Raw genomic sequence first — 24,074 nt, 5'->3', positions numbered from 1 at the left:
GCTCCTGTCAGAAGATCGCGTGGACCCAGGTGTGCCAGCCGGAGCCGCCGACCTGGACGGCCGGGCCGCGGCCCGTACCGGAGAGGGGATAGAGGTACAGGCCCGGCGTGTCGGCGCGGACCACGTAGAAATCGGAGCCGCCGTCGCCGGTGAAGGCGCCGTCCACGACCTTGCCCTGCAGGTCGCCGGGCATCGCCAGGACCGGGAAGCCGGAGGCGGGCCACAGCTCGCCGCCGATCGGCGCGGGTGCGGTGTAGCCGGAGCCGACGTCGCCCCTTGCCCTGCTTACCTGGCCGGTGTCGCGCTTGCGCAGGATCAGATCCTTGCTCTCGACCGGGACGAGGACGTCGTAGGCGGAGAAGTCCGTGATTCCGGGGACGGTGACCTCCACCGGGGCCGCGAGCTTGCCGAGGTCACCGGTCATGAGCGGGCCGTTGACCGTACCGGTGTAGAGCCAGAGCCTGCCGTTCTCGACGACCAGCAGGTCGTTGCCGGGATCGAGGTCAAACGGGCCCGGCGCGACGAGCTGGGTGACCCGGCTCCAGTCGCGGCCTTCCGGGTGGCCGTAGTCGATGCGGCCGGAGCTCGCCGGCCGTCCGGTGCCGTCGCCGGGGTGGAGGATCAGCTTGCCGGAGGTGTGCCTGGCGAAGACGTCCTCGTAGCCGTCCTTCTTCGGTCCGGCCGGGCTGGTGAAGTCGCCGCGGTGGGCCAGCAGCGTGCCCCGGCTCCAGTCGGGGGAGGCGGCCGTCACGTCCGCGTACTCGTCGAATTGTCCGCTGTTGGGACGGCCCCGGTAGAGCCGCAGATGGCCGCCGGCGTTGACGGTGAGCAGATCGGGCAGACCATCGCCGGTGAGGTCGCCGGGCCGGTCCTTGGTGCCGACGGCGCCGGGCCGGTCGGCGACCCAGGCGGGGTCGGCGACCTTGACCAGGATCTCGGCGGTGGGGGAGACGTTGCCCGCCTCGTCGACGGCGGCTACCTTCAACCGGCTGACCGGCCTGGTGAGGAAGGCGATCGGCACGTCGGCGCTGCGTACGCCGGGATTGACCGGCACCCAGGTGCCCGCCTTGCAGGTGCCGCCGGACAGGTCGACGTTCTCCTCGACCGCGTAGCAGAAGCCGGTCAGATTCCAGTCGCCGTTGGACAGGCGCACGGTGAACGGCCGGCGAGCGGTGGCCACGCCCAGCGCCTGGTCGTCGGGGCCGGTCACGTTCACCGGCGGTGGCGCTGATTTGTCCACCTTGATCGGGCAGGCAGGCAGCGACCAGTCCTCGGCCCGGCCGTCGGTCGCCGAGGCCCGCCACCAGTAGTGCCCGTTGTCCTGCAACTGGTCCGGTCGCAGGGTGAGGTGGGCGGTGCCTCCGCTGCCGATCCAGTGGGTGGCGTCCAGGACCAGGGGGCCGTCGTGCAGGGACATTATGAACCGGATGCCGACGTTGTCGCCGTCCGGGTCGTGGGCGGAGGCGGTCAACGTGACGCCGGTGCCGCCCACGGTGATCCAGGCGGGGCCGCACGGGATCGGCCGGTCGGAGCCGTTGCCGCTCCACGGGCCCTGGTAGGCGACCGACGAGGTCATCTTCGGCGCGCGGTTGTAGCTGACGCTCAGGACCGGCACGTAGTTCCACCAGTCGCCGCCGACGTCGACCAGGAACTTCTTCCAGCCCTTGGTGTCGGATTCGTTGGCGGCCTTGAGCCCGATGGTGGCGTGCGGCCAATGGCCGTTGACCGCCTGCTGGGCCACGCTGGTGACGTCGAATTCGACGTTGGCCGCGGGATTGGCTCCCCAACCGTGGGCGAAGGAGGCACTGGCAACCGTCCTGTGCCAGGTGGGCTGGTTGTTCCAGGTGGTGCCGGGGCCGATCGCGTCGGTCAGGCCGACGTCGAGCTGCCGGGCTTCGCCGGACCAGGAGTGCACGTTGCGGATCCGGAAGACCGCGCGCTCCACCTGAGCGCCGCCGAGGCCGTGCATGTTCATCTCGAAGAAGCTGCGGGCGGTTATTCCGGTCTCGCGCTCGTAACCGACCCGGGCCTCAGGAGGCCACTCGGCGCCCAGCCGGTTGCCGCCGTCGTAGAAGGCGGTCCCGGCCACGCTCGGATGCCCGGCCCGCTTGGCCGCGGTGGCCCAGTGGTTCTTGTAGCCGCCGTGCCAGGACGGGTCGATCGTGACCGGGTAGACCGTGGCCGGGTCGTCCAGCAGGGTGGCGTCCGGGACGATCTCCAGCCGGTCGCCGCTCACCTCGGCGGCCATCGGCGCCTCGCGCAGGATCTTCTTGCTCCGGTGCGAGGAGTCCCACATCGTGGGCTCGGGCGCGGTGAAGACCTCCTGACCGCCGGGCGCGGTCGCCCTGAGCCCGCCAACAGGGGTCTCGCTCACGTTCACGCCGCGTTCCCGGAGGCCGAAGCGCAGCGTGCGCAGGGCCGGATTGGCCGCCGCCGCACGGTTCTTGACCACCAGGTGATGGACGAAGCCGTCCGGGTTGGCGATGATCAGCAGATCCACGTCCGGCAGCACCTCGGCGTAGGTGGCCGTGTCACCGGATATCGAGGGTTCGGGCAACGCGCCCGGCCACATCAGCGACATGCTCGAGCCGCCCTTGGCCATCGTGGCCAGCGGTGTGCCCGAGCCGCCGCCGGAGAACGTCATCGGGAAGGTGGACGCGGCCGGCGAGTAGGTGCCGTCGGCGTTGCGGCGCAGGTCGTCGTCGACCGCCGTCCACCGGCCGTTGATCTTGGCCCGGACCGGGCGCACGTACTCCGAGCGCGTCATCGAGCCGTCCGGCTCGGCGAACACCTCCGTGGTCTCGGTTCTGGACTCCAGGACCTCCGTCCGGCGTCCGGTACGGCGGGCCTCGTCCACCGCCGCGGACTCGGCGGCCTCGACCGTGGGCGCCGGGCTCGGGCTCGGGTCGGCTGCGGCTATGGGGGACAGACCCGTCATCGCCAACGCGAGGGTCAATCCCATCACCGTTGTCCTGCGGGAAAATGACATGAGGGAGAACTCCGCTTCTGGCCGACCTCGGGCAAGATCGCCTCTTCGGCCGGAGTCAAGGTAGAGCCCCGCGTCCTCGTATCGTCCTCGTCGCGATTCGGGCCGCTCCACGGCCTTACGCTGCACTCATATGGACGGAACCTGGTTTGGGGTGCTGGGCCCTCTGGAAGTGCGCGTGAACGGCCGGCCCCTGCGGCTCAACGGCAGGCGGCAGGAACGAGCCCTGGCCCTGCTCCTGCTGAACGCCGGTCAGGCCGTCACCTTCGACCGGCTGGTCGACGCCGTCTGGGACGAACCGCCGGCCACCGCCAGGAGGCAGGTCCAGGACCTGGTCACGCGGCTGCGCCGTACCCTCCTCGAAGCCGGGGCGGCGCCGGGCGTCCTCACCACGTGGGGCGGCGGATACCGGTTGCGGCCCGAGCCGGACGGGTTCGACCTGCGCTTCTTCGACGACCTCGTCGCCGCCGCGCGGCGGCACGCCGGGGAGCGGCCCGCCGAGGCCGCGGGCGAACTGCGGCGCGCACTCGGATTGTGGCGAGGCGAGCCGCTGGAAGGGCTCGGCGTCTTCGTCGACGGCCAGGTGTCCGCGTGGCGCGAACGACGCCTGCTGGCCTTGGAGGACTACCTGGCCCTGGCGCTGGCGCTCGGACGGCATCGCGAGGTGATCGCCGAGGCGATGGCCCTGGCCGAGCGGCACCCTTTACGCCAGACCCCGATAGGGCTGCTCATGCGGGCGCTGGCCGAGTCGGGCAGGCTCGGCGAGGCGCTGGAGGCCTACCGCGCCCTGCGCGGACGGCTGGCCGAGGAGCTGGGACTCGACCCCACACCCGTCCTGCGCGACCTGCACGAACGCCTGCTGCGCGCCGAAGCGGAATCGGCCTCCCTGCCCGCGGCCCTGCTACCCCAGCAGGTACGCGCCTTCACCGGCCGGGAACGCGAACTCGCCAGGATCGACGCGATCGTGGCCGAGTCCGCCATAGTCGTCGTGTCGGGCGCCCCCGGTGTCGGCAAGAGCGCGCTGGCCCTGCAATGGGCACACCGCGCACGTGGACGCTTTCCCGACGGGCAGCTCCACGTCGACCTGCGCGGCTACGACCCCGCCGGAACGGCCCTGCGTCCCGCCCAGGCGCTGCGGCGGTTCCTGCACGCGCTGGGGGTGCCCGGCAAGCGGGTGCCGAGCGACCTGGACGCCCTGGTCAGCCTCTACCGCGGGCTGCTGGCGGGGCGGCGGATGCTTCTCGTCCTCGACAACGCGCGCAACGCCGAGCAGGTACGCCCGATGCTGCCCGGCGCGCCGGAGTGCGCGGTGATCGTCACCAGCCGTGACCGGCTCCCCGGGCTGGTGGCGGGAGAGGGGGCCCGCGCGCTCCCCCTGGACCTGCTCACCCCCGCACAGTCCCGTGACCTGCTGGCCCGCCGCCTGGGAGCCGAGCAGATCGCGGCGGCCCCCGCGGCGGTCGCCGAGATCGTGGCCGCCTGTGACGGCCTTCCGCTGGCCCTCGCCATTGCAGCCGCCCGAGCCGCCACCCACCCCGGCTTCCCTCTGGCCACCACCCCTCCGGACCCCATCCCGGCCACTTCGCTCGCCGCCCGGCCCGGTGTCACGCCGGCCGGTGCCGCAGCGCTTTCGCCGCTTGCGGCCATCGCCGCCGAACTCCGGGAGACGCATCCCCTGGACGCGCTCGACGGCGGCGAGTCGGCGCTCCGGCTGCGCGCGGTGTTCTCATGGTCGCTGCGGACCGTCTCCGCACCCGCCGTACGCCTGCTTCGCCTTCTGGCCACCTGCCCGGCCTTCGACCTGGGGCTGCCTGCCGCAGCCAGCCTCGCAGGAGTCCCCCGTCCGACGGCCAGGCGCCTCCTGGACGAGCTGGCCCGCGCGAACCTGGTCACCGAACCGTCCCCCGGCCGTACGACCATGCACGATCTGCTGCGCGCGTACGCCGCCGCGCTGGCCACCGACCGCGAACGCCAGGAGGCGCCGGCCCGCCTGCGCGACCACTACGCGCACTCCGCACAGGCCGCGGCCCTAGCCTTGAGCCCCCACCGAACCCCGGTCCTGACCACCGCCCCCCTGACCGGGGTCACCGCGGAGAGGTTCTCCGACGCGGACAAGGCGGTGGCCTGGTTCCAGACCGAACACCACCTTCTCATGTCCCGAAGTTTCGTCACCTGGCATCTGGCGTGGGCCGTCCACGACTTCCTGGACCGGCGAGGCCGCTGGCAGGAGCAGACCCACCTGCAACGAGCCGCCCTGGCCGCCACCCTGGTGTCCGGAGACCGCGTCGGCCAGGCGCACACCCGCCGCAACCTCGGCTGGGCCCATGCCAGGCTCGGCCGTCCCGACCTGGCCCACGCCCACCTGGGCTACGCGCTCAACCTCTACGAAGCCCTGGGCGACCAGCCCAACCAGGCACACACCCACGGAACCCTCTCCGGCGTCCTGGAGAGCCAGGGCAGGTACGGCGAAGCCATCGCCCACGCGCAGGCCGCGCTGGACCGCTACCGCGCCCTCGACCTGCTGCCCGGCCAGGCGCACGCCTTGAACGCCCTGGGCTGGCTCCACGCGCTGTCCGGCGACCACCACGCCGGTTTCGCCCACTGCCGGCAGGCCCTGGACCTGCACAGCCGCACCGGAGACCGAGCCGGAGAGGCCGTAACCTGGGACAGCCTCGGCTACGCCCACCACCACCTGGACCAGCCGGAAGCGGCCCTCACCGCCTACGACAACGCGCTGAGCCTGTACCGCTCCCTCGGCGACCGCACCAACGAGGCCGCGACCCTCGGCCGCCTCGGCGAAGTCCAGCGTGCACTCGGCCTGACCGCCGAAGCCACCCGAACCTGGCGCGAGGCCGTGGCGATCCTGGAAGACCTGGGCGACCTTCAGGCGATCCAGCTCCGCTCCCGCCTGCCTGTCCGCTCCCTCACCTCCTGAGAGGTGGGCTTACTCCGCGCCGCGGCTGCCGAGATCCCGTCCCGGGCCGCGGCCTGGAAGGCGGGGTACCGGTCGGCTTGCTCGGTGCGCTTGCGGATCCGGTCTTCCATGTAGGTGTGCCGCAGCAGGGCGACGCCTTGGGTTTGCCCTGTTCGAGCTGGTCGGGTCATCACACAGGCGCGTGGTCCGTCTGGCCCCGTCACCCGACGAGGCCAGACGAATTACGCGCCGCTCAGCTAAGGGGAGTGACGTGGTCGAAGGCGATCAGCACCCCTCCCGTCAGCGGATGGGTCACCACGTCGGCCCTGACGCCGAACACCTCGGCGATCAGCGACGGCGTCAGCACCTCGGCCGGCGCCCCGGAGGCGACGATCCGGCCCGACGACAGCACATGGACACGGTCGCAGACCGCGGCCGCGGCGTTGAGGTCGTGCAGGGCGGCCAGCGTGGTCGTCCGCTGCCCGCGCAGTTGGGCCAGCAATTCGACCTGGTGACGGATGTCCAGGTGGTTGGTGGGCTCGTCCAGGACCAGCACCCGGGGCTCCTGCGCCAGCGCCCGGGCCAGGAGCACACGCTGGCGCTCCCCGCCCGACAGCCCGGTGAAGGGCCGGTGGGCCAGCCCGTCCATGCCGACCTGGCGCAAAGCGCCTTGGACGAGCGCCTTGTCATGGGCGTTGTCGCGGGAAAAGGCGCCCTTGTGCGGTGTGCGTCCCATGGCCACGACCTCGGTCACGGTGAGTTCGAAGTCGGTGGCCCGCTCCTGCGGCAGGGCGGCGACGAGGCGGGCGCTCGCGGCGGGTGGCCGCCGCCAGAGGTCCTCTCCGGCCAGCAGGACCCGCCCGGAGGAGGGTCGCAGGTGCCGGTAGAGGGTGCGCAGCAAGGTGGACTTGCCACTCCCGTTCGGGCCGACCAGTCCGGCGATCTCACCGTCGGCGACCAGGAGGTCGACGCCTGCGACGACCCGGTTGCCCGCCAGGTGCACCGACACCGCGTCGACGGTCACGTTCATCGCCGCTCCAGCCGCCGGTCCAGCAGGTACAGGAACAGGGGCGCACCGATGAGCGCGGTCACGATACCGATGGGGATCTCCTCCGGTTCGAGGGCGGTACGGGCGACCACGTCGACGGCCACCAGGAGCACGGCGCCGGTCAGCGCGGACAGCGGCAGCAGTTTGCGGTGCTCGGTGCCCGCCAGGAGCCGGACGACGTGCGGGACCATCAGGCCCACGAAGCCGATCGCGCCGGAGACCGACACCATGAGCGCGGTGAGGGCGCTGGTGACCACGAACAGCTCCCGCCGCAGCCGCGCCACGTCGACGCCCAATCCCGCGGCGGTCTCGTCGCCCATCAGCAGCGCGTTGAGCGGCCGTGACCTGGCCAGCAGGGCCAGCAGGCCGAGGGTGACGCCGATCACGGGCAGCGGCAGCAGCCGCCATTCGGTGCCGCCGAGGCTGCCGAGCATCCAGAACAGGATGCCCTTGGTCTGCTGCTCGTCGTCGGCGCGCAGGATGACGAAGCTCGTCAGACCGGCCAGGAGCTGGCCGACGGCGACGCCGCCGAGGACCAGCCGCATCGGCGCGTAGCCGCCGCCTCTGCGGGCGATCAGCCAGACCAGTCCGAAGGCGAGCAGTGCGCCGGCGAACGACGCCGTCGGCAGGCCGACACCGGCCAGCGCTCCGGCGCCGCCGTACACGATGACGGTGACGGCGCCCAGCGAGGCGCCCGAAGAGATGCCGAGCAGGTAGGGGTCGGCGAGGGGGTTGCGGACCAGCGCCTGGACGACGGCGCCGACGATGCCCAGACCCGCGCCCACGACGACGGCGAGCAACGCCCGGGGCAGGCGGACCTGCCAGACGACGACCTCCTCGCTGACCGTCCAGCCGGAGGCGTCGCCGAGGCCGGTGATCTTGTGCGCCACGATGGTCCACACGGTGCCCGCGGGGATGTCCAGGGGGCCGAGTGAGACGGCGAGGGTCACCGCCAGAACGAGCGCGATCAGCAGGACCGCCGTGACGCCGTACGGGCGCGCTGATGTCGGGATCTTGAGCTCGCGCGACGCGGGCGCGACGGTGCTCACCCGGCCGCCTTGATCCGGCCGGGGTGGATCGTGGCGGCGATGGTCCGCACGGTGCCCGCGGGGATGTCCAGGGGGTCGAGTGAGACGGCGAGGGTCACCGTCGGCGCGAGAGGGACCGCCGTGACGCTGTACGGGCGCGCTGATGTCGGGATCTTGAGCTCGCGCGACGCGGGCGCGACGGTGCTCACCCGGCCGCCTTGATCCGGCCGGGGTGGATCGTGGCGGCGATGGTCCGCACGGTGTCGGCGCTGCGTACGCCGCCGATGGTGGTCACCTCGGAGCGGATGCGCAGGAACCTGCCCGCCTTGACCGCCCTGAGGTCGCGAGTGGCGGCGAAGGTGGACAGGAAGGCCGCGGCCTCGTCGAAGGCGCGCTCGTCGGCGGCGGTGTCGCCACGGCTGCGGACGCCGAGCTGGATCCAGTCGGGATCGCGCTCGACGATCTCCTCCCAGCCGACCTTCTTGAAGTCGTCGGCACAGTCGTCGAAGACATTGCGGGCGCCGGCCAGCGTGTAGACGGCGTTGGCGACCTGGCGGTTGCAGGGGGTGAAGGGCGCGTCGGTGCCGGCGTCGTAGTCGAAGAAGAACACGGTAGGCCGCTTGGCGCCCGCGACCGCCCGTTCCACCTCGGTCAAGGTGGCGTTCATGCCGGCGAGGACCCGTTCGGCCTCCTTCACCCGGCCGGTGACGGCGCCGAGCCGGGCGATGTCGGCCTGCAGGACCGACAGGTCGGTCTGCGGGCCGTTCATCACCGGGGCGCAGGCGGTGGAGCGCAGCAGGAACTTCCTGATGCCGACCTGCGCCAGTTGCTCCGGGGTGGCGACGTCGTCCATCCCGGCCAGCGCGCCCCACGCCTCGACGTAGGTGTCGGCGCCGGAGCCGAGCAACTGCTCGCGGCTGATGCCGCGCATCGACCCTCCGGTGGCGTCGCCGCCGAGCGAGGGGACCTTGGCGGCGGCCGCGGCGATTTCGGGCGGCAGGTCGCCCTTGCCCGGCGGGAAGCCGGTGCCGATGACCTGGTCCCGCGCGCCGAGCCACAGGAGGATCTCCAGGCCGGAGGCGTTGCTGGTGACGATCTTCCGAGCGGGCTTGTCGAAGGGGGTGACCTTGCCGGTGCAGTCGGGCACCTGGACCGGGAAGCCCGCCGCGGCGGGCGGCGGCGGGGTCGACGGCGTGACGGCGCATCCTGTCATCAGGGCGGAGGTCAGAAGGATCAGGGCATGCGAAAGACGAGACACGTGGATTGCTCCAGGATTGTGGTGAACCGGTCGGTACGGCATGCGGCCGCGACCGGCCCGGTGTCACCAAGCCCGGTCGTCGACCGCCACGATCCCGGGGGGAGGGCCACGCCGGACCACCGCATGACGGAGCGGAGCGAAGGACGGACTCGCGCAGGCGCGCGCCCGTACCGGCCGGGAAGGCGGGCGGTGCTCGACGAACCCGCCGGACACCAGCCACAGCAGCCGCAGCCCGCGGGCCAGGAGCAGGCGCAACAGCGTCCACAGGGCGCGTTCGCCCCGCGCCAGCCACAGCGCCGTCAGCACGACCGCCCACGCGTGTGCCACGAGCATGCCCGCGCCGGGCGCACCGTGCGCCGGATGCTCGGGCGCCGGGACGGCCTCCACCGGGCACATCGCGCCGAACAGCGTGTGCAGTCCCGCCTGGACCAGCGTCAGGACGAAGAGGATCGGCGGGAGGGAGCGTTCACGCCAGGCCAGGGCAAGCGCGGCGGGCAGCGTCAGGGCGAGCCCGGTCACCAGCGCGTCGACGTGGACCATACCGCCGCCGACGAGGTGCGCGAGGCAGGCGAGCACGACGCACGCCACGGCGAAGACCGTCGCTCGCGCGACCCGCAAGATCCAGTCCCCGGCCATGTCAGCGAAGTACTCTTACACGCGCCCGACGGGCTGCCCGCAGGAGTGGTTCACTGCGGTCGTTCCCCCGCCACACAGCCGGGAACCGGCGATCGCCTGGACCGTCTGCCGCGCCTGGAAGCGGCGCCGGGCAGCGGGGTGAGCAGGATCGCGCGGCCCTTCTTGCGTCTTCGACATGGTGATGGTGCTCGCGTTCGGCGTCGGCGGGTGTTTTGGGGCCGCATGAGTACGGCAGGGCGGCAACGGCCGGTATGGCCCGGGTGCCTCACGCTGATCGTTCGCCTGCTACCGGCGCTCCAGCACCGCCCTCAGCGTGAGACGGTGCGGGGAACTTCGATGATCTTCGTGCTGGTTGAGTGGCGCCTCCGGCAAGCGTCCTCAATCGATAGGGTGCCATGCCGGGCGTGCGGGGCTACCTTCGTGGGTCCGCATCAAGCCGCGCCCGCCCGACATGGCTGGACGCGCTCAGCCGAAGACCTCAGTGCCTGAGGTCTCGCGTCCCTTCGTGGGTCAGGAGGGCACCTTGTCAAGGAAACCGAGGACCTTGCGGATCCTGCCGTCCTCGGCCAGTTCCACCACGTCGAAGCCGACGACCATCGGCTCGGCCGCGTCCGTCGGCGCCAGGTGCCAGGTGAAGCGGGCCAGGTTGTGGTGGGTGTCGAACACCTCCCCGGCGGTGAACACGCATCCGGGGAACAGGTCCTGCGCTCCGGCGATGACCGCGGCGATGCCCTCATGGCCTGCCACGTCCGCCATGGGGTCGGTGTAGGTGGCGTCCTCGGTCCATAGTTCGGCCACGGCCTTGGCGCGGGCTTCGTCGTCGGTTTCGTTCCATGCCGCGATGTATCGGTCGATCAGGGTCATCAGGGTTTTCCTTTCGTTGGGCGCCATCCGGCGCTGTCTTGGCTACGTTTGTTCATGGGTTCGGACGACGGCGCGGTTCAATGCGCTCGATCGCCCCCGTCAGTCGTCCCAGCCGCTCGCATCGAGGATGTTGTCCCAGGTGGTGTAGGGGGCATCGGGATGCCGCTGGTGCAGGACCTCGCCGGGCAGGGTCATGGGCGGCGCCTTGCGCGGATCGGCGAGGCCTTGGGCGACGATGGCGTCGGTCATGGCGCGTGCGCCGCCGTGGCGGGGGTAGAGCGCATGTACGCGGTCGGCGTAGCCGACGGGGAGCGCGTCGGGGCCACCGGCCACGTCGATGCCGATGCCGTCCTGGGCGATCGTGATCTCGGGTGGGCGGCGGCGGATGAACACCGGCGATCGGTGCAGGCCGTAGGAGGTGTGCAGGGCGATGCCGTCCCAGACGGTGTCGACGCGGCGGTCGGTGATGCCGCGCTCCTCCAGGAAGGCGGCGGCGAAGTCGGCGCCTTCGAGTTCGAACCGCTGGCCGGTGTCGGCACGGGCGGTCAGTCCCATGTCGTGTAGCGCGCAGATGAGGAACATGACCTCGGCGTCGTAGTCGCGGCCCGGTCGGCGGCCGGCCCGCGCGGCGGCGGCGCGGGCGAACAGGAAGCTGCGCAGGCTGTGATTGCGCAGGTACGGCTCTTGGGCGTCGGTGATCAGCCGGTGGGCCGCCCGGGCGGTCGGCGTGCTGGGGAAGGACAGGTCGGCCGACTCGGCAGGCTCGGCCGTCTGGGCGGAGGCGGCGCGGGTGTCGGCCGCGAAAGCGGCCACACCGGCGAGGCCGGCTCCCAGCAGAGTTCGGCGGGGCAGGGACGAGCTCATTGGGTTTCCTTTGAGGCGATCGCATCGGGGTTGGCACGGGAAGTGCGGAAGCGCTGGCGGTAGGCGGTCGGTGTCGTGCCCAGGACCTGCAGGAACGCCCGGCGCATCGTCTCACTGGATCCGAAGCCGCATCTGTGGGCGACCGAGTCCACCCCGGCCGCGCTGGTTTCCAGGAGAGTCTGCGCCGCCTCGACCCGGATCCGTTCGACGTACTGGCCGGGGGTCAGGCCGACCTCGCGGCGGAACAACCGGGTCAGATGACGTTCGCTCACCGCGACCCTGTCCGCCATCGCGGCGAGGGTGTGATTGGCCGCCGGTTCGGCCGCGATCGTGTCCAGGAGCTGACGCAACCCGGGCCGGCGGGGCGTGGCGACGGCTTCGCGAACGCTGAACTGCGACTGGCCGCCCGGGCGTTGCAGGAACACCACTATGCGCTTGGCCACCGCCCGTGCGATGTCCGGGCCGTGGTCCTCCTCGACGAGGGCGAGCGCCAGATCGATCCCGGCGGTGACACCGGCCGAGGTGACCATGGGCCCGTCCCGTACGTAGATGGCATCCGGTTCCACGGTGACCAGCGGAAACCGCGACGCCAGGTCGGCGCAGGCGGCCCAGTGCGTCGTGGCCCGCCGCCCGTCCAGCAGCCCGGCTTCGGCCAGCAGCAACGCTCCTGTGCACACCGAGGCCACCCGGCTCGCGCGCCGGGCGAGATCGGGAAGCAGCTTCAGGAGCGGCTCTGCTGGGTGCTTGACGTTGGGGGCGTAACCCGGCACCAGCAAGGTACCGACCGATCCCACCAGCTCGCCCAGAGCCAGATCGACCCCCAACGGCACACCGACATCCGTACGCACCGAGCGTCCGTCGATCGAGGCGAGCCGGATCCGGTAGCCGCCGGACAGGTGCAGAACCTGCACCGGACCGGCCACGTCCAGCAGCACCACTCCGTCATAGACGGCCACGACCACCTCTCTCACCTCGCCAGTCTTGCGTTTTCCGGCGATGTCCACAAGGACCAACAGCCCACAGATCAGGACATAACAGAGGGTGACGTATTCGCTACCACAGGCAGGGTGTCCAAGCAGAGCACGGGCCGTGGCCGTCTCCTGGCCGCCGAACCGCTGAGGCACCACCTGGCCACCAGGAGCACGATCCCGTCCCAAGGTCAGCAGACCAACGATGAACACCCCCGGCGCCTGCCTGTATCCCAGCACGGTGGCGCGAGCGGTTACTAGGAGCGCGCGGGAGGCGAGAAGGGTCATGGCGGCGCCGGTATGGCGGGCAGAGACCTGACTTTGACGACCGGGGAGACGAACAGCGCGCCCACCACGACGGCTGATCCGGCCGCGGCCGCGGTCAGCGCGCCGTGCGCGCCCAGCCAGCCTGCCAGCAGGCCCGCCGCCAGTCCGCCCAGGGCTCCGCCGCCGAACAGGAGCGTACGGAAGACCGCCGTCATCCGGCCCATCATCGCCTGAGGGGTGCCGCAGGCCGGTGTGCATCAGCGGGCGAGCTCGGCGACGGTGCCGGCCACGAAGGTGATCTCCTCGGTGGTGTTGTAGTAGTGCGGTGACAGGCGTAGGCACCAGTCGACCTCCTTGTCGCCGAAGTCGAACTGGGCGAACTCGCGGAAGCTGAGCGCTGAGTTGATGCCGCGGGCGTCCATGGCGGTCTTGAACGGCTGTGGTTGCCAACCGTGGATCTGGAAGGTGACCAGTGCGCCCAGGTTCTCTCCGTGGTCGAGCACGCGTACCCCGGGGACCGCCGCGAGGCGTTCGCGCAGCCGTGCGGCCAGGGCTGTGCTTCGGCGGGCGATGGCGTCGATGCCGACTTGGCGGGCGTAGGCGACGGCGGCCGCGCACCCGAGGACGGTGGCGTAGGGGAACTCCCACTCCTCGAACCGGGCCGCGGTCGCGACGGGTTCGTAACGGCCGGGGGAGGTCCAGCGCGAGCCGTGCATGTCGATGAACAGCGGCTCATAGCCGGCGGCCAGTACCCGGTCGGAGACATACAGAAAGCCCGACCCTCGCGGCCCGCGCAAGAACTTGCGGCAGGTGGCGGTGAGCAGGTCGCAGCCGATCTCGGCGACGTCGATCGGGAGTTGACCGACGGATTGGCAGGCGTCCACCAGGTACAGCAGGTCCAGCTCACGGCAGTGGCGGCCGACGGCGGCGACCGGCTGGATGAGGCCGGAGTTGGTGGGGATGTGGGTGACCGCGACGAGCTTGGGCCTGTGCCGGCGCAGGAGCGTCGCCATCGCGGCCACGTCCACCCCGCCTTCGGGCAGGTCGGGCGCGTGCACGACCCGCACACCGAATCGCCTGGCCAGGGAGAGGAAGGCGATCTGGTTGGAGATGAAGTCGTTACGCGTGGTCACGATGACATCCCCGGCCTCGAACGGGATCGAGGACAGGGCGGTGGAGTAGGCGTGGGTGGCGCTGGCGGCGAAGGCGATGTTCTCTGGCCGGGTGTTGATGAGGGCGGCGATCTCGGCGTAGAAGCCCTTGACCTGTCCGGTACGGGCGGCCGCCGCTTCGTAACCGCCGATGCGGGTTTCCATCTGCAGGTGCTCGACCATCGCGGCCAGGACGGGGGTGGCCAGCAGGCCGCAGCCCGCGTTGTTGAAGTGGGTGACCTGCTCGCAGCCGGGTGTGTCGGCTCGCAGCATCAGAAGCGATTCCGCACTCCAGTCAGAAGCGCTACCATTGTCTCTCATGTCGGACAGTAGCACTTCTGATGCTTTGGTCGCGAGCCTCCGGCCTGAACTGGACCGGATGAAACCGGGTGAACGGCTGCCGAGCAGCAGGGACCTCATCGAGCGTTTCCGCGTCGGGCCCGCCACCGTCTCGCGTGCGATCGCCCTGCTGGTCGCCGAAGGCGCCGTGGTCACCCGGCCGGGATCGGGCACGTTCGTCGCGCCCCGCCGGTCCTCCGCGGACGCGCCGACGGGTGACACCTCGTGGCAGGAGATCACCCTGGCCGGCCGCGAGTACGACCCCGGAAACGCGGTCGAGGCAGCTCATCCCACACCCCGGGACGGCATCGCCATGTCCGGCGGCTACCTTCACGAGACGCTGCAACCCACACGGGCGCTGGGCGCCGCCCTGGCCCGGGCGGCGCGCCGCCCCGACGCCTGGCATCGCGCCCCGACCGCCGGCCTGCAACCCCTGCGCGCCCTGTTCGCCAAGACCGCGGGCAGCAGCGTGAACGCAGACGACGTGCTGATCACCGGAGGCGGGCAAGGAGCACTGTCGATGCTCTTTCGCGCGCTGGCGGCACCGGACGGCCCCGTGCTGATGGAGTCACCCACCTATCCGGGCGCCCTGGCCGCCGCCAGAGCGGCGGGACTACGCCCGATCCCCGTCCCCATGGACGGCGACGGTATCCGCCCCGACCTGCTGGCCGACGCCTTCGACATGACCGGCGCCCGCCTGCTGTACTGCCAGCCCACCCTGCACAACCCCTCCGGGACGGCACTGGCCACCCCACGGCGCCACCAGATCCTCCAGATCGCACGCCAGGCGGGCGCCTTCCTCATCGAAGACGACTTCGCCAGACACCTCAGCCACGGACGTCCCCTCCCACCGCCGCTGATCGACGACGACCCCGACGGCACGGTCGTCTACCTGACCTCCCTGACCAAACCCGTCTCCCCCAGTCTGCGCATCGGTGCCGTCATCGCGCGCGGCCCGGTCTCGCGGCGCCTGCTCGGCATGCGCTACGTCGACGACTTCTTCACCGCCCGGCCCCTGCAGGAAGCGGCGATCGAACTCCTCAGCGCCCCCGCCTGGGACCGCCACCTGCAGACCCTGCGGGGCATTCTGCGCGAACGCTGCGCCACCTTGGTCGGCGCCCTGTCCCACCATCTGCCCGACTGGACACCCACCCACCTGCCCCACGCCGGATTCCACCTCTGGGTCCGACTACCGGCCGGCCGGCAGGCCACCGCCGCGGCGGAGACCGCCCGAACCCGCGGCGTCCTGGTCAACTCCGGCGACCGGTACTTTCCCGCCGAACCCCCCGGCGCCTTCCTCCGGCTGAGCTTCGCCGCCCCCGCCACCGCGACGGAACTGACCGACGCCGCCCAACGCCTCCGATGACAACCCCGGACAGCTGCCCCCCATCTGGAGTCGGCCCGGTTTGGAGGGACTGAACCGCACCGGGTATGGCTCCGGGCCGGTGCCGACGATTCTCGAACTGGCCGAGGTGGAGAAGGACGCCCGGGTGCACGACGCCCGGCATACCGCTGCAACGCTGCTCCTGGAGCTGGGGGTGGACATCCTGTAGGGCTCAAGAACTCGATTCACTTCCAGCGCAGAGCGCATCGTCCTGGGGTGGACGGGTTGAGAGTTGCAGTGGCTGGTTCGGGTTATCTGGGATCATCTTTTGTGATCTTGTCCACGGTGCACGCGGCCCGGGTTCCAGCACCGGCACGCCACTTGTGGCAGCCGACCCGGTTGAGGCCGATCACCTGGCATAACCGCTTCACCTCGAAGGTGTCCCGATGGTCGTCAACGAACTGGAAGCGGTTCACCGGTGCGTCTCCCCGGCGAAATATTTGGCCGCCTTGCGAAGGATGTCGCGTTCGGTGGTGAGCTTCTTCTCGCCGGCTTCCAGTTCACGCACGCGGGCTTTCAGTTGGGCGATCCGCTCCGCGGCGTCGTCGCTTGCCTCGGCGGGTGGCCGTCGCTGTGGGATATCCGAGCCGGTCGTCGGCCTGGCTGGCTCTTCACCTCGGCGGGCGCGCCCGCAGCACCCACTCGCGCAGGCTGCCCCGGCTCACGCCCAGATCGGCGGCGATGCCTTTGTACGTCGCGCCGGGGGTGGACTCGTACAAGGCCACGGCATCGGCCCTGAACTCCTCCGAGTAGTCCTTCAACGCCATCGGCGGTCTTCTCGCTTCCTCCGGATCAAGCAAGATCCAGTATCAGCGTGTCCACCAACCAGGGGGAAGTCTCGGGTTTGCTTTCCGGTGCTGCGGCCGTCGCGCGTGCCGCCCTCGGCGCTTCGGCGTACGAAACCGAGCGGGGACCGGAGCGTCGTGACCGGCGTGCTCGTGCCCGGTCACGGTGCGCCGTCTACTGCTGGCGGACTATCGTCCGGAGATCAGCCTCCGTGCTCGAAGGGCATCGCCAGGGTTCCGCCCACCTGTGTGGACGTGGAGACCGCCAGGGTCGTCACCGTGGCCGCAATCAGTGCGACGATGGTGACCAGGATCCTGCAGGTCATATTGGTGACTCGCACGTCTGACCTCTCCATTTCGTGATAGACGAACTGACAAAGGCTCAGCCTACGAAGATGGCGTATAGATCACGTATATTCGACGTGCATCCCCGCGCTGTTCTTTCGCCGCTGTGCGAGGCGCCGGGCGCGCCGGCTGGGCTGGACACGGATGTGAACGCGGCCGCGCTCGGTGATGAGTGGCGGCATGGCGCGGGCCGGGGGATGGACACGGTCGCGTACATGACGGTGGGTACCGGCATCGGCATGGGCGCCATCGTGCACGACCGTCCGCTGCATGGCCTCATACATCCTGAGTACGGACATATCCGCATCCCCCACGACACTGATCGCGATCCCTTCACGGGTAGTTGTCCCTATCACGGAGATAGCCTGGAAGGGCTCGCCTCCGGCGAGGCGATGCGGCGGCGATGGGGGCGTCCGGCTGAGCAGCTGGACGATCCCGCGGCCTGGGAGCTCGAAGCCGACTATCTCGCGCTGGCTGTGCTCAACCTGGTGTACACGCTGTCCCCCCAGCGCGTCATCGTGGGCGGGGGCGTATCCAAGCGTCCCGCGCTCATCGATGAGATACGGAACCGTGTACGCGACCTCGCCGCGGGCTATCCGGAAGAGCCCGCCCTGACCGACCAGGTCGTCACACCGTCTCTCGGGGATCTGTCCGGGGTCGTGGGGGCCGTGGAACTGGCGCGCGACGCCGCGGAACGCACTCAATGAAGATGGGGTCGGCGTCCACGGTGACCCGCGGATACTCGCGCGCCAGCCGCTCGGCACGCGCCCAATGGGTGGTGACCCGACGCTCATCCAGCAATCCGGCCGCGGCCAGCAGAAAGGCACCGCTGCACACCGAGGTCACCCGCCTGGCTCCGGCCGACGCGGCACGCACCCAGCCGGTCAGCCGGGTGTCGTGCCTGGAGGCGTACACGCCCGCGCCGCCGGTGACCACCAGCGTGTCGATGCCCTCCGGTGGTGTGTCCAGCCCTAGCTCGACGTGGATCGGCAACCCCGTAGCCGACCGGACCAGGCCGGGCACGGGCGCGACGACCTCGCAGGTGTAGCCGCCTGCCCGCTGGAACACTCCGTAGGGTCCGACGAGGTCCAGCACCTGGAACTCCTCGTAGACCACGAACACCACCCGTCGCTTCACCTCTCCACCCTGTGCGGCTCGCCCTGATGGCGTCAACGACGCGCATCCCACGGATCGCGCCATGCCAGGGGCTCCAGAATCATCTGGCCCGAGGGTGCCCGGTTCTCGACGGCGGCGTGCGCTGGTGCCGCCTACTCCAGCGGGACGCCTGGATCGCCGGGATCAAGGGGCCTTCGCCGGCGGCCACGGCCCGCTGTTCTGCGCGGACGCCCTGCCGGTCCGCTGACCTTGAGACGGGATCGTGCTCCTGGTGGCGAGGAGTTGCGTCAGCGGTTCGGCGGCCAGGAGCAGGGATGGAGGACTTCTCACAATGTGAGACCGAGGACGATGTGGAAGTCGTCGCGCACCCACGTTTGCGATCGCCTCGCGGCGGCTCGACGCTAAGGCTGCGGGACCCCGGAGTACGCGGGGCCGAAGAAGACCAGGGTGACCAGGTCTTTTGTGATGTCGTGAAATCGATGCTCTTCGCGGGCCGGGATGAAGAGGGCCGTCCCCGGGCCGACCTCGACGGTCTGGCCGCCGGAGGTGAAGGAGCCGCGTCCTTGCGTCACCACGTAGATCTCATCCTCGTTGTGCGGTGACTGTTCGTCTGTCGCACCTGCGGGGATGGAGTACGTACCAAAGCTGAGCGCAGGCACGCTCAGGTGCTCCACGAAGTCAGCGGACCCGTCCGCCGCGGGTGTGAACTGCCCGCTCCTGATGATCTCCACGACCCCGATCTTCGCACGACAGGCAAGTTCGACACGTGCTGGCCTACGGCGCCATGACAGTCCTGTGGCCGCCTGGCGCCCAGAACGCCGGTATGCCCTGACCCCAGCGCAGCCAAGACCACCAGGCGACCAGCGGGAGACCGTACGTGAGTACGCATGATTTCCGACGGATGTGAACCCGCTGTCGCGGGTGGGTGGCGCGACTGACTCACCTGGATCCCGATCTCTCGTTCGCGCCGTCTCGATTGCGGGGCCCTGGCTGAGATGCTCACAGAGCTGGGGGACACAGTGGAACTGCTGGGCCGTGCCGATCAGGTCCGGAAGGCGAAGATCTACGCCGCTCTGGGTTTGCGTCTCGTCTTCCACCCGGGAAAGAGAAAAGTCCTGGTCACCTCAGTGAGCGACCAGGACCATATGGGGTATTCGTTTGTGTCCGAGGGGGGACCTGAACCCTTAGCCCATCACCTGGCCGCGTCCGAGGCGTCGTGGCTGGATCTGCCACCGTGATCGGAGGCGTTACAGATGCTCAGACTGCCGCATGAACTCAACTTCTTTGTGGGTGTCTGTCGTGCACCGTTCGGTCGGACGTACCCTGCATTACACCGACAGGAACAGGGAGGCATCGTGAGCGCTCAATCATTGGAGTCACACGACCCGCTGGATCCCGACACCATCCTTCGTGACCTGCCCCCCGGCGAGCGTGACCGGTTCCTGGTGGACTACCGGGCCGCTCTGGCCGCCGCGCATGAGACATGGCGGTACCGGCAGCTCCAGGACGTGCTCAGGCTTTGGCACATGCGTGCGGTCGCCTACGCGCAGCCGGACTTCACCGCACGTGCCCGGGCCGCGCGGGCCGACCGGGGAGAACGGGTTCCCGCGGAACAGGCCATACCGGGATGGGCCGACCACGCCGGGCAGGGGAGTTGAGCTACCGGCTGGAGTTCGACCTGGTGGCCGCCGGCCAGATACCGGGCATGCCCGACTGGGCGTTCCGCGTGCTGGTGGCCGCGCTGGTCCAGGTGAAGGCCGACCCCTACCAGAGCATGCCCCTGCGTTCGGAGGAACCCGACGACCGGCAGGTGGTGTTCGGGGAACGCGGCCTGGTCACCTTCTACATCAACAAGCCCGCCCGCCTGATCGTCGTGTACGACGTGACCTGGACCGGATAGAGTACGAGCGGTACCGTTCCCCGGTCCCGGCCTCCAGCACACTCGGCTCCGGAGACCCATCCAAAATCACGTTCTCACCTTGGCCTTCTCCTATCCCGGCCACCTCGTGTCCCAGAAACAATGCCCGCAGCAGCTACCTTCAGGCCGCTCAGACTTCGAGGCTGACTCGCAGACCACGCCGGGTGCAGCCATGGTGTGTGCAAAAGCTCCAGTGAACCTCAACCGATACTGATCGACCACCAGTCGAATCAATACCCCACCTCACAGGTGGTTGGCAAGGGAGCATGTCAGGGAGTCGATCCCACTAACACCCTAATGCTGACCAGCAAGGTACCCCCAAAGTAGGATTGAGTTGCGATGAAGAAGCACCGATCCTGATTGTTATGGCTCCGACGAACGGTAACGAAAGGGGAGGTTCCCGGACACCTATACAAGAGGCCTGCTCATAGATCCAGGATTGAGCACTCCCAGTAGCCTCTTCTCATGACTAACACATGCATATCACCCTATAATCGGCCTATGCCAACTGATCTATTTGTGCCAATCTTAGCGGGATCCTTCGCTTTGGGCGGTGGCCTCGGAGGTGCCCTACTCACTGGTTGGATGGCTCGGCGCAACGAACGACGTAAGTTGGCGGCCGACGATGAGCGGCGCTGGTTAAGCGACCGGCGCCAAATATACGCCCGATATCTGACACTCACCCAAGCTATGCATCGCGAGATTGATAGTATCGGGGTGTTCTTGTCGTACGACGGGCTCGAGATAGTCGAAGACGAACAAGAGGAGTGCATCTCGGACGGCCTATTAGGCTATTTTCGCCGTTGGGATGATGAACTACAGCCAATACTCCTCGAGGTTCAACTCATGGCCACGCCACCCGTTGCAGACCTTGCTGATCGCATATCAGGAGCACTCCTAGAGATTACAACAGTCATTGAGCTTCGAGGAGCCTTTATCGACTACTATCCTGGCTGGTTCCAAGCCCAGGATCTACTTGAAGTGTTGCGCAACGCAATGCGCGTAGAGCTCGGCCTGACCGAAACCCTCTCATCAAACCCTCGAAAACGTGATGACGATTGGCCGTGGCTAAGCAGTAGACCATCTCGCGAGTCCTACTCACAACACGATGCCAATGGGCGACACATTACGAAGTCAATTTCAAAGGTCAATGAACTACCAGAAGGCTCAACCCATGACAACTCGGGCGACTCACAGAAATTCGTGATAGCCAATTACGCCGAGTCTGGATTCTTTGAGCGAGGAAAGGGCCCCAAATTCGGGTGGCGTTGGAAAAATGCACGCTCTTAGCCATGAGGTAATCACGCGCTACGGAAGCGCATTGTGCCATCCATATCCCGCGACGGCATTGTCAGATTGCCAGCTCCGACATGGTTTCACGATGTAGCTTGCGCCAGCGGCGTGTAGGCGGGTGAGCTTCTCGGGGCGGTTTGCGTAGCCCAGGGCGAGGATGCCTGCTGTCTTGGAGACGGTCATGTCGGATTCGGAGTCTCCGATCAAGGCTGTGCTTGCCGCGTCGGCTTGTAGGGCGGTCATTGCCCGGTGGACGAGGTGGGGATTCGGTTTCATCAGGTCGGGGTCGGAGCTGACTCGTCCGGCTACGTAGTCGAAGTATGGCGTTAGCTCGTTTGCTTGAAGGTATGCTTTCACGGCTTGTTCGGAATTGTTGCTTACGACGGCGAGTGATCTGCCTGATTCCTTGAGCTGGCGGATGAGCTCGGCTGCGCCCGGGGTTGGGGTTGCCGACTCGGTCGCCGATACCTCGAATTCGGTCAAGGCCTTGTTCACCAGTGCGCTGACACTTTCTCCGAACATCGCGCTGAAGCGGAAGACGGACAGCGGATCGGGGTCGTCGGCGACTTCGCGGGGGATTTCCACTCCGGTGCTGAGCGGATGGTGCCGCTCAAGGCGCCCCCGGTCCCGGAGCACATGAGGCGGACGGGGCCCTCTCCCCGGGGGATCGTCCGGTCCCGGGTCCGGCACATGGACACCGTGCGGGCCGCGGCCGAGCGCGGCTGGCCCGGCGATGTGAACGCGCTGGTGGAGACGGCCGACCGGTTCCAGGAGGCGCTGCGGGCGGCGATCTGGGCCACTTGCGACCAGGAGGCCATGTACCGGCTGGGCATGGTGCTGGCCGAATACGCACAGGACGCCGGGCTGGGCAGGTGGGGACCGGAGCTGCTCGTCGACTACCGGCACCAGCACCACATGGAGGGGCTGGCCTACGTGGTGCGGCAGCTGACCTGCCGCATCATCGAGATCGCCGCCATGACGGGGCAGGTTCACGCGCTCGCGCGACTCGCTCTGGCCGCGCTCGCGGAGCTGTGCGCTCTGGAGTTCAGCGGCGGCCGGCGGCGTACCCGCCTCGAAACGAGGACGTAGCGATGAGGCGTCGCCGCCCTGCGTGGTCCCCATGCGGTCCCCAGGAACGATCACTGTAGATTGAGCGATCGAAGAATCCGGGGAATGAGTGACGGCCCGATGAGCTAGGGGTTTTTCCCCTTCATCGGGCCTTGCCACACCGTCCCAGGATTTGAACCTGCGACCCCTTGACCCCCAGAAATATAGCCCAAGCTAGTGGGATGCGTCTCTCTGTCGGATCACGGGGATTGACCGTTCCGGCAAGGCGGTAGCCGTGGCGCGCTAACGAACCATTTCAGTACGTCGTTGCTCGTTTCGGCATTGGATATGGAGCTCCTATTAATAATGGGTAGATCTATTTCCGGCGAGGTAAGGAGCTATTTCAGGATGGGGCTATCGGGTTCCACCCGAGGTTCTGAATGCCTATTGTTCGGTTTGGCACAGTATCTGATCGGGTGGCGGTGGGTCCCTTTTGGAGAACGTTAGGGTCCCTCATGGGGCTGCGATTGTGGGCGGAATGATTCTACAGGTAGATCGGAAATTCGTCTTCTGCATGTCATCTGACTCTCTTAGGGTCTCGCAGATGTTCCGGATCTACGCACTCTATGTGGCCCGCCGTTGCACCGCCGATTCCTATTGGCCAGGTGAACGGGTTTCTGAGTAGGAGCGGGTGGAATTGCACTCATCTTTCTGAGTGTTGATTTCATTTCTTCCAAGCGTTGCCGAAGGGCCCCCAATGCTTCTACCCTATCGTTTGTTCTAGTGGTTGCGTAGTTCAAATTCTGTAGCGCCTGATTGTGGGTGGCGATATATCTGGAAAGCTTGCTATATTTGGGGTCTAATAGCTTAATATGTTCGATTCGTAGCCCCTGTAGGGCAAGTTCGAGGCCAAGGCTTTGAATTTCCAATCGGACTCTGAGTAGGCTCTCGAATTCTTCTTCAATATCCCTTCTGATGCGCCATCTTTGGATCACTAATCGAGGTGATCTTAGATATTGGATGGCAAGCCAAGAGCCGGGGATGTTGAGCAGTCCAAAAATTGCTGGCTCGAGGACAAGTAATGTGAGGCCGCCTCCGATGGTCATTTCGGCAAGTGAACTACCATTTTTTGTTGGGGGGTTGCTTCGAAGTTGGTAAAGGGCCGTGTATTCTGTGACAATGCCACAGATGACATATGCTGTGAATGGTAGGGTTTGAATCAATTGGGTCCAAGGGGGAAGTGTATGACTCTGCCACCTATTGCGAATTGCCCGCAACTCAACGACCAGGGCGAGAGCAATTACGGGAACAATCGCCGCAACGGCTTCCCAATAGCTGTCCATGATGTCACTCTTTAAATCTAGTGAAGTCCCTGAAACTCCAGCCTGCTGATGGAGTCGAGCCTGTGCTCGATGGATAGGCCATGGCAGTGCTTGGTGAAGCCTAAATAGTAAACGAACCTCGTATCATGGTGGTCCCTCTTCTGCGGACATCTTGGGGTGCCTGACGATTCGGCTTGGCGAAGCCACCGTCATGTGGTCGCTGGCCGTTGAGGTTTGAGGTCAATCTGCCTCGACGGTCAGTGGCCGAGCCAGAGCAAATATGCACACTATCTGTTCGCTCTGGTACGGGCGGGCTACCCTCCTGGTATGGCAGAGACGGTTAAGGTCACGGTGTCCAAACCCAAGGAGCAGCTGTTCAAGGCCAAGCTCGATGCCAGTGAGATCGCCTCAGTATCTATGTCACCGAGGCCGTCGAAGACCGGATGACCCGGGAGAACTGGCTCAAGCAGTGACGTGACCGGGTCGGCGAGCCCACCCGACGCCCAGGTCTGGGCGGACGAACTCATTGACCGCTACCTCA

At 68.1% G+C, this 24,074-nt stretch carries 25 protein-coding genes; 8 read left to right on the top strand and 17 right to left on the bottom strand.

Features of this window, described 5'->3' with window-relative positions; genetic code table 11:
* Nucleotides 1-7: 7 nt before the first annotated feature.
* On the bottom strand, nt 8-2,962 hold the full coding sequence (locus RUR_RS34090) for a DNRLRE domain-containing protein (RefSeq protein WP_283139348.1): 2,955 nt from the start codon (nt 2,960-2,962) through the stop codon (nt 8-10).
* A 202-nt stretch (nt 2,963-3,164) separates the two neighbouring features.
* Here RUR_RS34090 and RUR_RS34085 point away from each other — a divergent pair, with 202 nt between their 5' ends.
* On the top strand, nt 3,165-5,921 hold the full coding sequence (locus tag RUR_RS34085; protein WP_283139347.1) for an AfsR/SARP family transcriptional regulator: 2,757 nt from the start codon (nt 3,165-3,167) through the stop codon (nt 5,919-5,921).
* On the opposite strand, the gene RUR_RS34080 is transcribed toward RUR_RS34085, so the two are convergent.
* The 11 genes from RUR_RS34080 to RUR_RS34030 all read right to left on the bottom strand — a co-directional run bounded on the left by RUR_RS34080 (nt 5,870) and on the right by RUR_RS34030 (nt 14,257).
* A complete protein-coding gene (locus RUR_RS34080; RefSeq protein WP_283139346.1) occupies nt 5,870-6,091 on the bottom strand; it encodes a hypothetical protein in 222 nt (73 codons plus the stop codon). The genes RUR_RS34085 and RUR_RS34080 overlap by 52 nt on opposite strands.
* Nucleotides 6,092-6,153: 62 nt before the next feature.
* The gene (locus RUR_RS34075; RefSeq protein ID WP_283139345.1) at nt 6,154-6,930 is read right to left on the bottom strand and encodes an ABC transporter ATP-binding protein; all 777 of its coding nucleotides are present in this window, start codon (nt 6,928-6,930) and stop codon (nt 6,154-6,156) included.
* Nucleotides 6,927-7,997: a FecCD family ABC transporter permease gene (locus tag RUR_RS34070; protein ID WP_283139344.1), complete on the bottom strand. Its 1,071-nt coding sequence runs from the start codon at nt 7,995-7,997 to the stop codon at nt 6,927-6,929. The genes RUR_RS34075 and RUR_RS34070 overlap by 4 nt, the downstream gene beginning before the upstream one ends.
* Nucleotides 7,994-8,185, bottom strand: a complete 192-nt coding sequence (locus RUR_RS34065) for a hypothetical protein (protein ID WP_283139343.1) — start codon at nt 8,183-8,185, stop codon at nt 7,994-7,996. The genes RUR_RS34070 and RUR_RS34065 overlap by 4 nt, the downstream gene beginning before the upstream one ends.
* Entirely contained in the window at nt 8,182-9,234 is a 1,053-nt protein-coding gene (locus RUR_RS34060; protein ID WP_283139342.1) for an ABC transporter substrate-binding protein, read from the bottom strand. The genes RUR_RS34065 and RUR_RS34060 overlap by 4 nt, the downstream gene beginning before the upstream one ends.
* A 63-nt stretch (nt 9,235-9,297) precedes the next feature.
* On the bottom strand, nt 9,298-9,852 hold the full coding sequence (locus tag RUR_RS34055) for an MFS transporter (RefSeq protein WP_283139341.1): 555 nt from the start codon (nt 9,850-9,852) through the stop codon (nt 9,298-9,300).
* Between the two features lie 528 nt (nt 9,853-10,380).
* Entirely contained in the window at nt 10,381-10,734 is a 354-nt protein-coding gene (locus tag RUR_RS34050) for a nuclear transport factor 2 family protein (protein ID WP_283139340.1), read from the bottom strand.
* 99 nt (nt 10,735-10,833) lie between these two features.
* Nucleotides 10,834-11,598, bottom strand: coding sequence for an HD domain-containing protein (locus RUR_RS34045; RefSeq protein WP_283139339.1), 765 nt, complete (start codon nt 11,596-11,598; stop codon nt 10,834-10,836).
* Complete coding sequence (locus RUR_RS34040) at nt 11,595-12,854, bottom strand: GlxA family transcriptional regulator (RefSeq protein WP_346349089.1); 1,260 nt, start codon at nt 12,852-12,854, stop codon at nt 11,595-11,597. Before RUR_RS34040 ends, RUR_RS34045 begins: the two co-directional genes overlap by 4 nt.
* Nucleotides 12,851-13,048, bottom strand: coding sequence for a hypothetical protein (locus RUR_RS34035; protein WP_283139338.1), 198 nt, complete (start codon nt 13,046-13,048; stop codon nt 12,851-12,853). Before RUR_RS34035 ends, RUR_RS34040 begins: the two co-directional genes overlap by 4 nt.
* Nucleotides 13,049-13,090: 42 nt before the next feature.
* Nucleotides 13,091-14,257 carry an aminotransferase class V-fold PLP-dependent enzyme gene (locus RUR_RS34030; protein ID WP_283139337.1) on the bottom strand — a complete coding sequence of 389 codons (1,167 nt, stop codon included), beginning with the start codon at nt 14,255-14,257 and terminating at the stop codon, nt 13,091-13,093.
* A gap of 46 nt (nt 14,258-14,303) precedes the next feature.
* Between RUR_RS34030 and RUR_RS34025 the strand changes: the two genes are divergently transcribed.
* Together RUR_RS34025 and RUR_RS34020 are read left to right on the top strand one after the other, a co-directional pair.
* Nucleotides 14,304-15,689 (top strand): aminotransferase-like domain-containing protein, encoded by a 1,386-nt coding sequence (locus RUR_RS34025; RefSeq protein WP_283139336.1) that lies wholly within the window; start codon nt 14,304-14,306, stop codon nt 15,687-15,689.
* A 40-nt stretch (nt 15,690-15,729) separates the two neighbouring features.
* On the top strand, nt 15,730-15,876 hold the full coding sequence (locus tag RUR_RS34020) for a hypothetical protein (protein WP_283139335.1): 147 nt from the start codon (nt 15,730-15,732) through the stop codon (nt 15,874-15,876).
* Nucleotides 15,877-16,318: 442 nt separating this feature from the next.
* On the opposite strand, the gene RUR_RS34015 is transcribed toward RUR_RS34020, so the two are convergent.
* Nucleotides 16,319-16,474: a transposase gene (locus RUR_RS34015; RefSeq protein WP_283139334.1), complete on the bottom strand. Its 156-nt coding sequence runs from the start codon at nt 16,472-16,474 to the stop codon at nt 16,319-16,321.
* Nucleotides 16,475-16,695: 221 nt separating this feature from the next.
* Nucleotides 16,696-16,833 carry a hypothetical protein gene (locus RUR_RS34010; RefSeq protein ID WP_283139333.1) on the bottom strand — a complete coding sequence of 46 codons (138 nt, stop codon included), beginning with the start codon at nt 16,831-16,833 and terminating at the stop codon, nt 16,696-16,698.
* A 54-nt stretch (nt 16,834-16,887) separates the two neighbouring features.
* Here RUR_RS34010 and RUR_RS34005 point away from each other — a divergent pair, with 54 nt between their 5' ends.
* Nucleotides 16,888-17,544: an ROK family protein gene (locus tag RUR_RS34005; protein ID WP_283139332.1), complete on the top strand. Its 657-nt coding sequence runs from the start codon at nt 16,888-16,890 to the stop codon at nt 17,542-17,544.
* Here RUR_RS34005 and RUR_RS34000 read toward each other — a convergent pair.
* Both RUR_RS34000 and RUR_RS33995 read right to left on the bottom strand, forming a co-directional pair.
* Nucleotides 17,465-17,974, bottom strand: coding sequence for a DJ-1/PfpI family protein (locus RUR_RS34000; RefSeq protein WP_283139331.1), 510 nt, complete (start codon nt 17,972-17,974; stop codon nt 17,465-17,467). The genes RUR_RS34005 and RUR_RS34000 overlap by 80 nt on opposite strands.
* 380 nt (nt 17,975-18,354) lie before the next feature.
* Complete coding sequence (locus RUR_RS33995; protein WP_283139330.1) at nt 18,355-18,684, bottom strand: cupin domain-containing protein; 330 nt, start codon at nt 18,682-18,684, stop codon at nt 18,355-18,357.
* Nucleotides 18,685-19,308: 624 nt separating this feature from the next.
* On the opposite strand from RUR_RS33995, the gene RUR_RS33990 reads away from it, so the two are divergent.
* From RUR_RS33990 to RUR_RS33980, 3 genes are all read left to right on the top strand, one after another.
* The gene (locus tag RUR_RS33990; RefSeq protein ID WP_283139329.1) at nt 19,309-19,611 is read left to right on the top strand and encodes a DUF6247 family protein; all 303 of its coding nucleotides are present in this window, start codon (nt 19,309-19,311) and stop codon (nt 19,609-19,611) included.
* Nucleotides 19,581-19,853, top strand: a complete 273-nt coding sequence (locus RUR_RS33985) for a hypothetical protein (protein WP_283139328.1) — start codon at nt 19,581-19,583, stop codon at nt 19,851-19,853. The genes RUR_RS33990 and RUR_RS33985 overlap by 31 nt, the downstream gene beginning before the upstream one ends.
* A gap of 519 nt (nt 19,854-20,372) precedes the next feature.
* Complete coding sequence (locus RUR_RS33980; RefSeq protein ID WP_283139327.1) at nt 20,373-21,161, top strand: hypothetical protein; 789 nt, start codon at nt 20,373-20,375, stop codon at nt 21,159-21,161.
* Between the two features lie 18 nt (nt 21,162-21,179).
* Here RUR_RS33980 and RUR_RS33975 read toward each other — a convergent pair whose 3' ends face one another.
* Nucleotides 21,180-21,749, bottom strand: coding sequence for an HAD family hydrolase (locus tag RUR_RS33975; protein WP_283139326.1), 570 nt, complete (start codon nt 21,747-21,749; stop codon nt 21,180-21,182).
* 105 nt (nt 21,750-21,854) lie between these two features.
* Here RUR_RS33975 and RUR_RS33970 point away from each other — a divergent pair, with 105 nt between their 5' ends.
* Nucleotides 21,855-22,253: a hypothetical protein gene (locus RUR_RS33970; protein WP_283139325.1), complete on the top strand. Its 399-nt coding sequence runs from the start codon at nt 21,855-21,857 to the stop codon at nt 22,251-22,253.
* The last annotated feature ends 1,821 nt before the right edge of the window (nt 22,254-24,074 follow it).

The organism is Rhizohabitans arisaemae (genome assembly GCF_025996515.1).
Classification (GTDB): Bacteria; Actinomycetota; Actinomycetes; order Streptosporangiales; family Streptosporangiaceae; genus Rhizohabitans; species Rhizohabitans arisaemae.
The sequence above is the reverse complement of the archived record's forward strand: the minus strand, read 5'-3'. Positions and strand labels throughout refer to the sequence as shown.

Coding starts and splice junctions, on each gene's coding strand:
- RUR_RS34090 (WP_283139348.1), bottom strand. CDS start 2,962: ATGGGATTGACCCTCGCGTTGGCGATGACGGGTCTGTCCCCCATAGCC.
- RUR_RS34080 (WP_283139346.1), bottom strand. CDS start 6,091: ATGACCCGACCAGCTCGAACAGGGCAAACCCAAGGCGTCGCCCTGCTG.
- RUR_RS34075 (WP_283139345.1), bottom strand. CDS start 6,930: ATGAACGTGACCGTCGACGCGGTGTCGGTGCACCTGGCGGGCAACCGG.
- RUR_RS34050 (WP_283139340.1), bottom strand. CDS start 10,734: ATGACCCTGATCGACCGATACATCGCGGCATGGAACGAAACCGACGAC.
- RUR_RS34045 (WP_283139339.1), bottom strand. CDS start 11,598: ATGAGCTCGTCCCTGCCCCGCCGAACTCTGCTGGGAGCCGGCCTCGCC.
- RUR_RS34040 (WP_346349089.1), bottom strand. CDS start 12,854: ATGACCCTTCTCGCCTCCCGCGCGCTCCTAGTAACCGCTCGCGCCACC.
- RUR_RS34035 (WP_283139338.1), bottom strand. CDS start 13,048: ATGACGGCGGTCTTCCGTACGCTCCTGTTCGGCGGCGGAGCCCTGGGC.
- RUR_RS34030 (WP_283139337.1), bottom strand. CDS start 14,257: ATGCTGCGAGCCGACACACCCGGCTGCGAGCAGGTCACCCACTTCAAC.
- RUR_RS34025 (WP_283139336.1), top strand. CDS start 14,304: ATGTCGGACAGTAGCACTTCTGATGCTTTGGTCGCGAGCCTCCGGCCT.
- RUR_RS34015 (WP_283139334.1), bottom strand. CDS start 16,474: ATGGCGTTGAAGGACTACTCGGAGGAGTTCAGGGCCGATGCCGTGGCC.
- RUR_RS34005 (WP_283139332.1), top strand. CDS start 16,888: ATGGCGTATAGATCACGTATATTCGACGTGCATCCCCGCGCTGTTCTT.
- RUR_RS33985 (WP_283139328.1), top strand. CDS start 19,581: ATGGGCCGACCACGCCGGGCAGGGGAGTTGAGCTACCGGCTGGAGTTC.
- RUR_RS33980 (WP_283139327.1), top strand. CDS start 20,373: ATGCCAACTGATCTATTTGTGCCAATCTTAGCGGGATCCTTCGCTTTG.
- RUR_RS33970 (WP_283139325.1), top strand. CDS start 21,855: ATGGACACCGTGCGGGCCGCGGCCGAGCGCGGCTGGCCCGGCGATGTG.